This window comes from Sphingobacterium sp. 18053, from assembly GCF_902706145.1.
Classification (GTDB): Bacteria; Bacteroidota; Bacteroidia; order Sphingobacteriales; family Sphingobacteriaceae; genus Sphingobacterium; species Sphingobacterium paramultivorum.
In genome coordinates this window covers 302619-317961 of the sequence record NZ_CACSJW010000010.1, presented here as the reverse complement: position 1 = coordinate 317961, position 15343 = coordinate 302619, and the positions used below count along the sequence as shown (strand labels likewise).

The following is a 15343-nucleotide window of genomic DNA, read 5'->3' as shown; positions in this document are numbered from 1 at the left end:
ACTCCATTCTTCTGCGATTTGTTTCAGCCAAAGTGCACTTATACTATCCGTCTTTTAGTTCCCCAATTATGGTACAAATGTATCTAAAAAAAGATAGTTAAAAAAGGTTAGACAGGGAACTAACTGCTTGAGAAGCGTTTCTGTCTAACCTTTTCTGTTGTAATCTACGGGATCAAAAAATGCATGTAAGGAATTCCCAATTATTTACCTTACCAAGTATCGTCGCAATAGTTACAATTTTGTTGGTATTCTTGTTATTTGCTATATTCCTGTTCTGTAAAAGCGGTATAAAAATAGTCGATAGAAGCTTGTACAGGTTTGTAAACAGTCCTATACTTGACCGTGCTTGGACTAAAAATATTTTTTAAACTTGCAAAATCCTCATAGGGTGTAATACGCACAGTTGTGGAATCTCCGGAATTGTTACGATAGGTGACCTCTGTAAATTGCATTGGATAAAATGTGCCCTGTCTGGGCAAATTGTTCTCTCGGGCTAGTACCAGGAAATGCTCATTGGCGTTCGCTTTGTCAAATTTTGAAAATGAGCGATTTACAAGGGTACGTATATAACTCTGACCGTAAATAAACTGGCTCGAGGCTACTGATCGAGAACTATCACCTTGACTGGTAAATGAATAAACGTTTGCCGTATATGTTGCCTCCGAAAGTGCATCTAAGGTGATGAGTTTGATTTTCCCATGTTCACTGGCTTCTATCGGATAATTTTTTACTTCTGCCGTAGGTGAGAGACTGCTCCTTAGATAGACTCTAACGCTATTCACTTTGGGGTCTGTCGTTACCTTAAAACGTAGTATCCCTCTTTGGTTACCGGGGATAATAGATAGCGAATCTACCCGGCCCGGATAGTAAATTTCCCCATTTTTTAGGTATTCCCCATAATAGTAGTCTGATGGCTTGCAACTGTAGGTTAAAAGGACAGTACCCAATACGATCAGCATATAATTCAATATCTTTTTCATAATTTATCAGTCTACGTATTTTCCATATAATTTCAATTCCGATATCGCAACTGTGAGGGCATTACCTAGCGGTTGTTCTCTAACGCCGTTCCATGTGCAGTTTACTTTTATGCGGAAATATTTGAATCCGCTCGGGTTGTCCCAGTTTACTTCAAAATCTTCTCCCTTACGTGCATAATCTTGATCCTCACTATTTGCGTTAGTGCCAAAAGCTAGGCCGGATGGACGGACGCCTTCAAATGTTCCGAGTAATGTCCAAGAATCCCAGGAGCCATCTTGTGCAGGTGAATTACTGCCATAAAGTTCGAATTCTTTTGGGTGTGTAGCTTGAAACAATAGCCCATAATTGTCGTTTCGACCCCAAAGTTTGACCCGACTTACCTGTGCCTTTTTACGCGCATCCAACGTGAATTGGAATGGGATCGGAGCAGCCTTACCCCACCACTGCTTGTTTGTGATATAATATGGTGATCCTTCAATCCCATCAAATAGTGATACCTGCATTTCGGCACTTCCGCTTTGTGCATTGTAATTGCTGATGTAATCACCATTTCTATTCATATCGCTATAGGCCGTGATACCATTATAGATCAGTAAATTGTTGATTTCATATTCTTCTTGTGGTGTTAAATTGCGACGAATGGTGTCTGATACGTTACCCCATTGATCGCGTATTACAATACCGTAGGTTGTTGCGATCGGTTGTTCTCCACGAACGCGAATAACGCCTTCTTTGGACTTTGTATAGGTCTCGTTCAGGACATTCCAGCCGATCTCTTTTGTTGTCGGATTTTCCCCATATTTGAATACACTTAAAATGATATTTGCGGCATCTTTATTTTCAAATTTGAGGTTTACACCACCAAATGTACTATAGAAAAAATCGTTAGATTTAAACGATTCGGCTAAGATGATATAATTGGGCTTTCCTGTCTTGATTTTAATAGTAACAGGATCGGATTCCACGTCACCAACTGAGACAGCAACAAGTTTAACTTCATGTTCACCTATCGCAGCATATCCTTGTACAGCAAGTTGGTTATCGTATATGCTGGCCTTGGTGACCATTTCTTTTCCATTTTCCAATGTATACGTTGCCTTGACATAGCGTAAGTCTGCTGAAGTAGGTAAATCGTAGCTGATCTTTGCTCCGCCAGGAGCTTCTTCATAGGCAAGGTTCTTTAAGGTATTCGGTTTTTCTCCTTGTCTTGCTGCGGTAATGCCTATGTCTTCCTTGCAACTTGTCCATAGTAATGGAGCCATCAAAAGGATTGCTAGCATGATTGGAGCGGTTTTATTTATTAAATTTTTCATTATGCGATATTTGTAATTTAAATTACCATCCTGCACTTTGGACAAGATTTGGGTTACGTCTTCTTTCATTTAAGCTCAATGGCCAAAAGTAATCCCGATCCATAAATGACCGTGTATATAATAGTGTTGTCCGATAGTAAGAGCCTTCGGATGATTGATTGATATCCCATCCTAAAATTGGATTGTTTAGTTCTTTGACGGCATCTTTCCAACGGCGAAGATCCCAAAAACGTACACCTTCCAAAGCAAACTCATTTGTACGTTCACGTTTGATAATTTCACGCAGTCCATCTTTAGTTGCAGGTTTATTTGGCGCAGAAGAGTAATTTTGCCATGATTCAACGACACCTTTAAGGCCACTGCGCGTTCGGACAGCATCAATGTAGGAATAAGCTTCTGCTGAGGGACCATTTGTTTCGTTTAATGCTTCTGCATAGTAAAGGTAAAGATTGGCTAAACGCATGATCGGATGGCCAAACAACCGCGCAGTATATGCATTACTTGCACCAACTGTACTTCGATAATTATAATGTTTTTTTGAGGCATATCCTGTCCAATTGAATCGTGTGGGGTCCACTTTTCCTGAAGATCCCGAATATTTGAGATCAATATTGTAAGCATTTGCATCCGAACCGGCTTGCAACATAAATACACGTCCGGCATCAAACATTAAGGTGCCATAAAATCTATTTTCCCGATTTAGATTCATTCGGGCTGTTTGTTTCCCAGCGACCAAATCGTATTTATAAGCATCTGTGTTGGGAACTGTAATCAAGTCGAATCTCGATGTATATGGATAAGTAATATCCTCCTCAATAGGGACGCCATTGTTTGAATAAAATTTTTCAACAATATTTATTGTTGCAGACATAAAGCCCAACAAGGTTCCCGACGTTGCATTGGCGGTATATCGAGGTAGCATAAAATAACCTTGAATGGTTCCATTGGCGGTTGATTTTGTATCTAGCCATAATACTTCAGGGTTGTCGGTATTTTCGTTATATGCTTCTCGAATATTCATTTGAAACTGTGTACTCGCTTGAGGCGTGAATCCTCCAGTGGGCGTCCAGGTATGCAATTTCTTACCATGTTCAGTAGCAAAATCGATGGCTTCTTTACAAGCTTTTGCTGCCAATTGCCATTTTTCAGCCGAATAGGTATGGTTAAATAACTCTTTCCCATCACTGTTTTTAATAGAAGCTTCCGTACCAACATTTCCATTGAAAAGAGGGCTGGCGGCATAAACCAATATCTCAGCCTTCATTGCTTTGGCGACGATTTTTGTGATGCGTCCTGTTTCACTGTTCACCGCAGTCACGTCATCCATTAAATTGGGGATGGATTCATCAATCATACCGATAACATAGTTGAAGCATTCATCTACACTATTTCGAGGCAACTGAGAAGATCCCGGGCTATCATAGATAGGGATATTCTTGTCTCTGATAGGTACTGGACCGTACTGTTTTATTAGGAGAAAGTGATAGTAAGCTTTCAGAAATTTGACTTCTGAAATCCACATCTGTTTCTCTTCGTCTGTCATATCCGGTACCGACATAATATTGTCGAGAAATGTATTGCAGTTTGTGATACCCACCCAAAGATTTGTTGCTCCATTGTTCCCATCCCAAGCATTTAATAGGGGGTTGTCGCCATTTTGGTTGCCCAAAGCGATTCTCCAATTGAAGTACCCCGAATAGGTCGATTCGGAGTTTAACCAAAATTCATCTCCAGAGAGCCAACCTGGGTTATTGGTCATCGAAAAGCTTTGTGGTAATTGACTATAGCAAGTCACTAAATAACGCTCGGCCATTGTACGCATTGCAAATGCTTGGTCGAGTACAGGTGCATTATCTGGAACAACATCCAGAAACTTATTACAGGAGGTCGAAAGACCTACGAACAACCCTAACGCGATTATACTTTTCTTAAATCTCATTTTCATAGTTTCTTATAAATTAGCATTGATACCAATGTTAAATACCCTTTGCAGCGGATAGTTTAGCGCATTACCACCCATTTCAGGATCCCATAATTTGAAAGAGCTAAATCGCAATAGATTTGTTGCACTGGCATAAATACGTAGGTTTTTGAATTTGTATCGTTGCGTTAGTTTTTTGTTGAATGTGTAGCCTAATTCGACTTGTTTTAACCGAAGCAGACTGCCATTACGCATCCAAAAAGTACTTTGAACTGTATTGTTGGCCATTGGCATTACGCTTAAACGAGGCCATGCTGCATAGATATTTTTATTGTCTTCGGACCAATAGTTATTTGCCCATTCTTGGAAGACAGCGTTGGGTGATGTTTCAACACCGAATGGAGCAATTCCTCGACTCAATGGACTGCTCGTATTATTCGTTGTTGGATTAATAAATAACGATGTTCTTCCAACTCCGCTAAAAAAGAAGGAGCAGTCGAAACCTTTATAGCCAGTGCTTAAACCAAATCCATAATTGATTTCTGGAGTCGTAGGATAGCCAATTGGCATGCGGTCGTCGTCATTGATTAAACCATCTCGGTTAACGTCCAAGTATTTGATATCTCCACCACGGACTGTTGATCCGAATTCTTGGGCGGGACTATTATAGACTTCGTTGTCATCAATAAACAAGCGCTCCGCTATATAACCGAACTGATTGCTGACGGAAGTTCCTTGACGTTGACGGTACTCGTTTTTATACGCGGGCTCTTCGAAAAATGCATATTCCCCTGTTGCAAAAGTGAATGTTCCTCTACCTTGGAACCATAAATCACTGTTAACAGACTTATTGTAGACCAATTCTCCGTCAAATCCCTTACTCTTATATTTTCCGACATTGGCAAAAACAGAGGCGGTTAGACCATTGATTGAGGATAATGAACGTGCTTGAACGATATTGTCGCGTTCTTGCTGATAAAAATCACCTGTAAATGTTAATGCGCCTCTAAATAAGCTTAAGTCAATTCCTAAATTGGTTTGTTTGGAAATTTCCCATCTAATGTCGGGGTTGGCATACCGATTGACCACAATACCGTTGACGGTTCTACGCCCTGACTCGGCAGGTAATCCAAAGGAATAACCATAGTCTGTGCTATTAAGGTTGACATCCGAAAGATAGAAGAATCGAGTATCAAGTATCTGGTCATTCCCGAGAACACCACGAGTGAAGCGGAATTTTAAATTACTGACGACGTCCTTAATTGGTTCGAAAAACTGCTCATTGGAGACATTCCATGCTAAACCGAAGGAAGGGAAAAATCCCCAACGAAATTTGTCCGAAAACTTCTCCGAGCCATTGTACCCAAAAGCAAATTGAGCGTGATAACGATTATCATAACCATAGGTGAAACTACCTGATAAGGACACATTTCTGTTGGGAAGCGTATTGATTAGGGAAATGTTATTGTCGACGGGTGTTTTGACATTATCCCGGATGGTGTTGATCAACATTCCAAATACATTATGCTTCTCATTAAAGGTCCGTTGATAGGAGAGCTGATTCTCCATATAGAAAACAGCGGATTGGGTTCTTTCTCCAGGAACAAAGTCGAGATATTCTGTTCCTGTTTCAGGATTGATCTCGCGAAAGAGCAAAGAGTTGTTTTTTGGATCGGTTCCTATTGGCTCATAATAAAATGGGTTGTACTGGCGTGATTGGGCAAAATAAGAATTTCTGCTTAGATTAAAGAGTCCTCTATAATTTAGACCTTCCAAAAGAATTGTTGAAAAATCTTGTTTTAATTCCAATTGTACCTGAATATCACTTCGCTTTCTTTCCGAGTATCCGCGCATAATCTGTGCGTAAGGGTTGGCATACTGTCCCTTATCGGCATTTCCGAAGAGTGGATGCTGAATATAGGACTGACTAGGACCAGCTTGATATACAGGGAGAAATAAAACAGGATTTGCACGAAGTGCAAGATTGTAGGCTTCTGCTCCATTTGTCGGTGGGCCACTGTAATTTTGCAGATTGGCTACGGTGCGAACCATAGCGAATGTTGATTTGGTTAAGTTGATACCAATATTGCTCCGCAGGTTCATCACCTTGAAATTAACGTTATTGTTAAAGTTGTTCAAAGCATCCATTTTAAGTAGACCATTGTCATTGGTAAAATTTCCACTCACGTTATAAGTAGCAATTTGTCCACCGCCAGATACACTTAAGTTGTAGTTTTGGGTTGTTGTGGTTTTCTTAGTGAGGGCATTGAGCCAATCTACTGCTGGGTAGGTGATAGGATCATCTCCAGCAGCGGTGCGTTCAATTTTATATTGCCCATAAGGTTCTACCCCCAAGGGGTCACGTGTTGTAACAGCCTCGTTGTACATTTTCATCCAAGTGACAGGATCAGCAAATTTCAACGTTTGGGTAGGTGTTGATATGCGTTGTTCGGCTCTAAAGCTGATCGTTGCAGGTCCGTCACGTCCTACCTTTGTTGTCACGAGGACAACTCCGTTTGCTCCCCGAGAGCCATACACGGCTGATGCGGTGGCATCACGTAAGATCGAAAAGTTTTCAATGTCATCAACTGGAATACGTGCCAAATCATCCGCTGTTACCTCCATGTTATCGACAAGGATTAACGGCTTGTTATTTGTTCCAAAAGTACCTACACCTCTGATGAAGAAATCGGCATTATCGCCTCCCGGCTCTCCGCTACGTTGAAATGAAACGACACCGGCAACTTTGCCTTGTAATGCTGCTGTAAGATTGCTTACTGGGGCACGTAATTCTTTGGGGCTAAGTGATGAAACGGAACCAATAAGGTCGCTCTTCTTGGAGCGTTGACCAAATGCTGTAACAACGACTTCGTCAATGGAACTTGATGCAGATTCTTTTAATATGATGTCAAATTTTGATTTTCCGTTAATAGCAACTTCCTGTGGGTCATATCCAACCATTGTGAAAATCAGGGTCGCATTAACGGGTACTTTTAGTACAAAAGCTCCATTGATATCTGTTGCTGTACCAAGGCCTGATTTCCCTTTGATACTTACACTTACACCGGTAAGTTTTCTGCCTAAGGTGTCACTGACAGAACCTGTTACTTGAGTTTCTTGTTGTAGGTCTAAACTCTTATTGATTATTGGTTTGCTAATAATCTTGTTAAGGTCATCTCTCAGCGGTTCATTTTTTTTCTTAATGACAATTGTTTTGTCAAAGAAATCGTAAGTAAAATCTGCATTCCCCAATACAATTTTTAAAACCTGTGAAAATGGCTGGTTTTTTACATCGATAGAGATGTCTTTATTGGCAGATATTTCATTCTTTTTATAGAAGAAAGTATATCCACTTTGTTTCTCAAGATCTTTTAAAATAACTTGAAGACTTGCATTATGCTTTTTAAGCGTAATTTGCTGTGCATAGGTATGAGCATCCACTTGGGATAGTCCTATGCCGATCAATAAAGTGATTAAGTTGAACCTCATAAGAGATCTAGGTAATGGTCGCGCAAAAAAAGGTATTTGTTTTTCACGTTTAAGGCTTTTATTAGGCGTCATGCGATCGCCCAACAAACCTTCATGAAAATCCCTCTCCTTCTTCATGAACGGAGTTATTGAAAATTTCATTAAATTCGTTTGGTTTTAATGTATTAATAATTGAGATGTTATATGATGCTTTAATACCAATTACTACTACGGATTCTGCGCCAACAGGGTCCGTTTTTTATTGGTATTATCAATAAGGATTTATGGTGGCAGTTTTGTGCTTGTCATAATTTTAGCAATTGGTTATGTAATGATTAATTTAATTCGGCTATTGTCACCCACCAAAGCTTTTGTATTGATATCTGCAAAATTGAGCAGCTCAATCAATTTGTTTAAGCTTAGATTGCGGGGAATTGTACCCGTGTATTGTTCTTTACTTTTACTTCGTCTGTACGTAATGTCAATATTATACCAGCGGGCAATTTGTTGCATTACCTCTTCCGTGTTATTACCATTGAAATAAAACTGACCTTTTTTCCAACTTAATACTTCTTCAAGATCTATGTGGCGGGAATTTAGTGTGCCATGTTGCAGAGTAGCCTGCTCATTTGGTTTTAGGTAAAGATTGGATTGAGGTACATCTTGTGCTGAGACTACAACAGACCCTTCCTCTAGGGTTGTTTGTGTTCTATCTGTCTCGGGGTATGCGTTGACATTGAAGCGGGTTCCAAGAACTTCAATTTTCTGACCACGTGTTTTAACGATAAATTTGCTTTTATTGGTTGTTTTCTGTACATGAAAGTAGGCTTCACCCTGTAATTCAACTTCTCTGTTTCCATTATCAAAGGAGGTTGGGTAAGAGATTTTCGAATCAGCGTTTAGTGTCACTAATGTGCCATCTGATAAGGTTAGGTCATAGGTGGCACCCTTTGGCGTATACATGCTATTTTTTTGTATACTTATTTGTCCTGTTTTAACATCATGATAGCTGATTTGTCCCTTACCATCCTTTTTTATAATGACATCGCCTGTTTGTATACTTTGATTGAGCGAAAGATGTTCGAGATCTATTCGTTTACCATTTCCCAAGATAATGATTGCTCTTTCTTTACCGGGAGGGATTGATGCCAATTGCGCTGTGGTCGCTAAGATCTCGGGCTTTGGCCAGAATTGTAAGATCGAAAAACCTATCAGCAGTATACTGGCGGCGATTGCTATATACCTGACTGTCCGAAACTGTATAATATTTCTTGCCGGATTTTGTATTTCCTTGATAAGACTCTTTTTTGCATTATTTTGAATATCCACAAATTCGGTCTCAGAAATGCCATTTTCGGACTGTTTTTCAAACCAGTCGAGTAGTTCTTTTCTATCTTGAACAGTATCCTTCCTGTTCAAGAAGACGGAAATCAGCTTGTATATTTCGTTCATTTGATTCATAACAGGTTCCATTGGAATGGTCAGTTACTATACAAGTGTGTAAAATAAGGTGGAACCTCCAGTCGAAAATGAAAAAAAAGTGTTTTTTTTAAAATGGATAAAATATCTATGAAAATACCTGTTAAAAAGGTACGGGTGTTGACTAGAAAAACAGTGTAAAATGAAATAAATGGCTTGTCGCTGCTCGAAGATGTTTGATTGCTTTATTAATGTGTTTTTCGACGGTAGACTCGCTGATATTAAGCTGCTGGGCAATAGCTTTGTTGCTCATGTAGAAGTCACGGCTCAATTTAAATACTTCTCGGCACTTTTCGGGAAGGTTTTCGACTTCTTTGGCGACAATATCGATGATATAACGATAATAGAGTTTATCTTCTATTGCAACGGTTTCATCTTCCAGTTCGAGCTCCTCAAAATCGAGAGATGATACCTTTAATTTTAAATTCTTGCGATAATGAGCAAGGATGAGGTACCTACAGGAGCTAAATAGATAGGCCGGGAGAGATTCTATTTGTTCAATCATTTCCCGATTTTTCCATACTGACATAAAAAGATCGTGCAGTATATCTTCAGCGACTTCACTGCTAGCAACTTTTTTTGCAATAAAAGCGATTAAATCGGGCGTAAAAAGGTCATATAATATAACAAATGCTCGTTGGTCCCCTTGGCGTATAAGAGGGAGAAGTTCGTGATATTGATATGATTTTTGATTTTTCATGGGTGTACTCGGGCAGTAAACTTAGCGAAAAAAATATGATTTCTTGTTACAGGAAAGATAATCTCTATTTTTTAGCGTTCTTACTACATTGCTATATTTTCAGTGACTTTAATCGTTTTTTGGGGAATAACACTCAGTTAGCTACTCCCCAAACTTAGTTTTATTTTTTGTGCGTGTTTACACTTGTCAATGGGAAAATACCACTTTCGACATGCGCTTTTTCAATCAGCTGACGTAATTCTTTTACTTTCGTTGGGTTTCCTTGGGCAATATTGTGTTGTTCTTTTGGATCTTGTTTGAGATTATATAGTTCGGCTGTAGGTTGGCTACTTGTAACTTTTTGTAAGATAAGTTTCCAATCTCCCTGGCGCAGGGCTTGACGCCCCCCATCTTCATGAAATTCCCAGTACAGGTATTGGTGCTGTTTTTGTTGCTTATTTTTACCTAGCAACGTTGGCAAAAATGAAATTCCGTCTGTATAATGCGGTTTTTTTGTCGCGGCAAGCTCGACCATCGTAGGCATAATATCCCAAAAAGCGCCCAGGTAGTTTGAGGTTTTCCCTTCGGCAACTTTGCCATGCCAATAAACAATGAAAGGGGTCTTAATGCCACCTTCATAGAGGTCGCGTTTGTTGCCGCGTAACCCGCCAGAGCTATTGAAAAAATTGGGATCGGCTCCGCCTTCCTTGTGCGATCCGTTGTCGCTCGTGAAAATGATAATTGTATTATCCAATAGCTTGTTCTCGCGTAACCGATCAACAATTTGACCGACATAAGCATCCATACGGCTTACCATACTCGCATACATGGCATGCGGTTTTTCTACCGAAGCGTAACCGGGAACAGTCGCTTGTGGGCCATAGTCATTTCCTTTATGTGGTTTTTCATCAAACCTGTCTGCATATAATTGATAATATTTGTCATCCGGACCTGATAATTCGGCGTGAGGAAGAACTGTAGGTACATAAAGGAAAAAAGGCTTTTCTTTATTTTCATCAATAAATTTCAAGGTCTTTTCTTGGATTAATGCCGGTGCATACTGCCCTTGGGCCATTAAACCATTTTCATGGAGTTCTATCCTTTCGTTATTATGCCAGAGGTGAGTTGGGTAGTAACGATGGGATTGACGTTGGCAGTTATAGCCATAGAATTCATCGAATCCTTTTTGATCAGGAGCACCTGTTGTATGGACCATTCCAAGTCCCCATTTTCCAAACGCACCGGTTGTATATCCTGCCTGTTGTAGAAGCATAGCAAAAGTTTGTACAGAGTCGACTAAGGGTTGTTGTCCTTCGGGCTCAAGTTCTTTGTTACCCCTTACATAGGTGTGGCCAGTATGCTGTCCTGTCATTAAAGATGATCGCGAGGGAGCGCACACTGATGTACCAGCGTAGAAGTTGTCAAATTTCATCCCTTTGGCAGCCAATGAATCGATATGCCTCGTTTCAATTTTTTGCTGACCGTATACACCAAGGTCTCCATAACCAAGATCATCTGCCATGATAAGTACAATATTCGGTCTCTGGTCCTTCTTTTGAGCAATAGCAAGAGAGGCTAGAGTCAAAAGAAGAGATAACATAAAAGATGTTTTCATTTGCATTCGGTTATTTCTTTAAATTAATTTTTTTCTTAGCTAAGATTGTCCACTAGTTTATATTGCAGTGCAACTTAATCCATTAAAACAGTCAGGTGGTCCTATTTAATTTTATTTATAATGGTTCGTATGTTTTTTTAGAGTAATACTTCTATTTTAAAGAAGTATTACTCTAAAAAGAATGAGCGTTAAATTTACTCAAAAATATCTTTTTGATCGTATTGGCTTGCATTCGTGGAGGGATAGCAACGGTAATGAAAGAGCCTTAATTTGATAATCTGTTCCTTTTTGCTGCCTACGCATACGATTGTGTAATAATTTATTGTGTGCTATCAATTGTAATCTCCGATATGTTCATATTTATTTTCTAATTTCACCCTAATTTTATGAAAATGCTCTTATGGCCAAATCAATTAAAGAAATAGCACAGGAACTCAATGTGTCTAAATCAACTGTTTCGTTAGTCATTAATCACAAAGCCGAGCGAGCACGTATTAGCAAGGAATTGGAAAACCGTGTACTTGCATACGTTGAAAAAGTTGGCTATAAGCCCAATGCTCTCGCCAAGAGTTTAGCAACGGGGCGGTCAAATACCATTGGTCTAATTGTAGAGAATATTGGGGATTCTTTTTTTGGTCCATTTGCATTGTATGTAGAGGAATTGTTCCGAAAGAAAAATTATCACGTCCTCTACAGTAGTACGCTTGGAGATTCGCAAAATGCACGCGATATCATCGATTCGATGTTGGAAAAGAAAGTGGAGGGTATTATTTTGGCCCCGACAGTAGATCTGGAAGAGTATCTGCGAAAAATATTGGAGCATAAGGTTCCGTTGGTAGTTTTTGATAGAAATTCTCCAACAGTGGAAACCCATTATGTACATATTGACAATGAAGTTAGTGGGAAGAATGCATGTGACTATTTGAAATCTATTGGTTGTAGAAATTTTGGGCTGGTAACCATCGATTCGGATCAACCACAAATGCTGGCACGTAAGCGTGCTTATTTGGAGTTTTGTGACACATACGGAATGGAACCTCGCATACTGCAATTACCTTATCAGCACCTGAAACAGAAAGGTTCACGTATGTTGAAAAATTGGGCAGCTAAGCAGGTAGGCTTAGATGGTCTATTTTTTACCACAAATTATCTTTGTATTCTCGGATTAAAGGTATTGCGGTCGGCGCCTGAGAATAGCTATAATTTTCCGATGTTTTCTTTTGATGACCATGAATTATTTGATATTTTGAATCCTAAAATTTCCTGTATCCAGCAACCATTGGAACCTCTGGCTAAAACTTGTGCGAAAGTTTTGTTAAAGGAAATAGATCAAGGGATATCCACACCAAAAGAATATATCATCTCAACGAAATTGATTCGGCGCTAAAATGGGACAACAAATGGATATATAAAAATTGAATTGTAAAAATCATAAGACGTGTTTGTCCAATTCCAGGTCTTTATTTTGATTTAATATTCTTTTTTATATCTTTACTAATACGTTTTAGTAGAAATATTTTTATATATCCTAAATAATGAAGAAATCTTTAAGTGTTTTTCTAGGGTCGTTATTGTCTTTGGGTTTGTTTTACGCAAAACCGGTTTTGGCTCAGAAATTTAGAGGGCAGCAGCTAGAAGCTGTCGATCTTGTTAATCCATTAATGGGTACCGAATCCAAATTTGAGTTGTCCAATGGTAACACCTATCCCTCGATTGCGAGACCTTGGGGCATGAATATGTGGACACCACAAACAGGGAAAAATGGCGACGGATGGCAGTATCAATATACCGCTGATAAGATTCGTGGTTTAAAACAGACTCACCAACCATCACCCTGGATGAATGATTACGGTGTTTTTTCTATCATGCCTGTGACCGGAAAACCTGTATTTGATCAAGATGAGCGTGCGAGCTGGTTTTCGCATAAAGCGGAAATTGTAAAACCGTATTATTATTCGGTTTATCTAGCAGATCACGATGTGACTGCAGAGATGACACCAACAGAACGCGCAGCCATGTTTAGGATCTCGTTTAATAAAACAGACGACGCTTATATTGTTTTGGATGCTTATGAAAAGGGATCTGAAGTGCAGATTATTCCAGAAAAAAATATGATAATTGGCTATTCTTCGAAATATGCACGCGGTCCGCTGCCAGCTAATTTCAAGAATTATTTTGTTTTGGTTTTTGATCAGCCTTTTGCAAGTGTCGCTACTTGGGAAGGCAAAGAGAAGAAGGATGGGCAACTTCAGATCAAAGGTGATCACACTGGTGCAATCGTAGGGTTTAAGGTAAAAGACAAAACGAAACCAGTACAGGTGAAAGTGGCGTCTTCCTTTATCAGTGCCGAACAAGCCTTATTAAACTTAAATGAGTTAGGTAATAAATCTTTCGATCAAGTAAAAGAAGACGGACGTCAGATCTGGAATTCCACTTTAGGGAAGATTAAAGTAGAGGGTGATGATATTGATCAACTGCGTACATTTTATTCGACCATGTATCGGACTTTATTTTTCCCGAACAAGTTATATGAAATTGATGCGCAAGGAAAGGCTGTACATTACAGTCCATATAATGGAAAAACACTTCCTGGCTATTTATTTGGAGGAACAGGTTTTTGGGATACTTTTAGAGCGTTGTATCCATTCTTAAACTTTATGTATCCTTCCATTAATAAGGAGATGCAAGAAGGTTTACTTAATGCGTATTTAGAAGGAGGTTTCCTTCCTGAATGGAGCAGTCCTGGATATGCCGATATCATGGTGGGTAATAACTCCGCTTCGGTGGTTTCGGATGCTTATATGAAAGGATTACGCGGTTATGATATCAATAAGTTATACGAAGCTTTACAACACGGTGCTAATAACGAAGGACCAATGAGTGCTGTTGGAAGAAAAGGGGTGGAATATTATAATAGTTTAGGTTATGTGCCATATGATGTTAAAATCAATGAAAATGCAGCACGTACATTGGAATATGCTTATGACGATTTCACTATTTACCAATTGGCAAAAGCGTTGAACCGTCCGAAAGCTGAAATTGATTTGTATGCTAAGCGTGCACAGAACTACAAGAATTTATTTGATCCATCGACCAATCTTATGCGTGGAAAGAATAAAGATGGAAAATTCCAGGCTCCTTTTAATCCATTAAAATGGGGTGACGCATTCACAGAAGGAAATAGCTGGCATTATTCGTGGAGCGTATTTCACGATGTTCAGGGGCTTATCGATCTGATGGGAGGAGAGAAGACTTTTGTGAGCATGTTGGATTCGGTGTTTGTTCAGTCCCCAGATTTCGACGATAGCTATTATGGTGGTATTATCCATGAAATACGTGAAATGCAAGTTGCGAATATGGGGCAATATGCACATGGTAATCAGCCAATTCAGCATATGCCATATTTGTACAATTACGCTGGCCAACCTTGGAAAACACAATATTGGGTGCGTCAAGTGATGGACCGAATGTATAAGCCTACACCTGATGGCTATTGTGGTGATGAAGATAATGGTCAAACCTCTGCATGGTATGTCTTTTCAGCGCTTGGATTCTATCCGGTTTGTCCGGCGACGGATGAATATGTGCTCGGAGCTCCATTATTTAAAAAAGTGACCTTAACATTTGAAAATGGTAAGACATTGACCATTGATGCACCAAAGAACTCAGCTGAAAATGTATATGTAAACACATTACAAATGAATGGTAAGGATTATGGCAAGAACTGGTTAAGTCACAGAGCATTGCATGAAGGTGGCACACTTAATTTTGACATGACGGCAAAACCCAATTATACGAGGGGATCGTCCAAAAATTCAGCGCCTTATTCAATGACAACGGATTCGCAAACAAATATCAAGTTGAAATCGAACAAAAAGAAATAATCA

General features: G+C 39.4%; 9 protein-coding genes. 2 read left to right on the top strand and 7 right to left on the bottom strand.

Annotated features, from left to right (window positions below):
* Window positions 1-254: 254 nt before the first annotated feature.
* The 7 genes from GVK91_RS23330 to GVK91_RS23300 form a co-directional block, all read right to left on the bottom strand.
* Window positions 255-980 carry a DUF4998 domain-containing protein gene (locus tag GVK91_RS23330; RefSeq protein WP_159731498.1) on the bottom strand — a complete coding sequence of 242 codons (726 nt, stop codon included), beginning with the start codon at window positions 978-980 and terminating at the stop codon, window positions 255-257.
* Window positions 981-986: 6 nt separating this feature from the next.
* Window positions 987-2261 carry a DUF5000 domain-containing lipoprotein gene (locus GVK91_RS23325; protein WP_200845686.1) on the bottom strand — a complete coding sequence of 425 codons (1275 nt, stop codon included), beginning with the start codon at window positions 2259-2261 and terminating at the stop codon, window positions 987-989.
* 55 nt (window positions 2262-2316) lie between these two features.
* Window positions 2317-4233, bottom strand: a complete 1917-nt coding sequence (locus GVK91_RS23320) for a RagB/SusD family nutrient uptake outer membrane protein (protein WP_159731496.1) — start codon at window positions 4231-4233, stop codon at window positions 2317-2319.
* Between the two features lie 12 nt (window positions 4234-4245).
* Entirely contained in the window at window positions 4246-7704 is a 3459-nt protein-coding gene (locus GVK91_RS23315; protein ID WP_159731493.1) for a TonB-dependent receptor, read from the bottom strand.
* Between the two features lie 303 nt (window positions 7705-8007).
* On the bottom strand, window positions 8008-9144 hold the full coding sequence (locus tag GVK91_RS23310; protein WP_235032980.1) for a FecR family protein: 1137 nt from the start codon (window positions 9142-9144) through the stop codon (window positions 8008-8010).
* A gap of 142 nt (window positions 9145-9286) precedes the next feature.
* A complete protein-coding gene (locus GVK91_RS23305; protein ID WP_120333010.1) occupies window positions 9287-9862 on the bottom strand; it encodes an RNA polymerase sigma factor in 576 nt (191 codons plus the stop codon).
* 160 nt (window positions 9863-10022) lie between these two features.
* Window positions 10023-11456, bottom strand: coding sequence for an arylsulfatase (locus GVK91_RS23300; RefSeq protein WP_228280085.1), 1434 nt, complete (start codon window positions 11454-11456; stop codon window positions 10023-10025).
* Between the two features lie 400 nt (window positions 11457-11856).
* Here GVK91_RS23300 and GVK91_RS23295 point away from each other — a divergent pair, with 400 nt between their 5' ends.
* Both GVK91_RS23295 and GVK91_RS23290 read left to right on the top strand, forming a co-directional pair.
* Window positions 11857-12843, top strand: a complete 987-nt coding sequence (locus tag GVK91_RS23295; RefSeq protein ID WP_153844821.1) for a LacI family DNA-binding transcriptional regulator — start codon at window positions 11857-11859, stop codon at window positions 12841-12843.
* 148 nt (window positions 12844-12991) lie between these two features.
* Entirely contained in the window at window positions 12992-15340 is a 2349-nt protein-coding gene (locus tag GVK91_RS23290) for a GH92 family glycosyl hydrolase (protein ID WP_153844822.1), read from the top strand.
* Window positions 15341-15343: the final 3 nt, after the last annotated feature.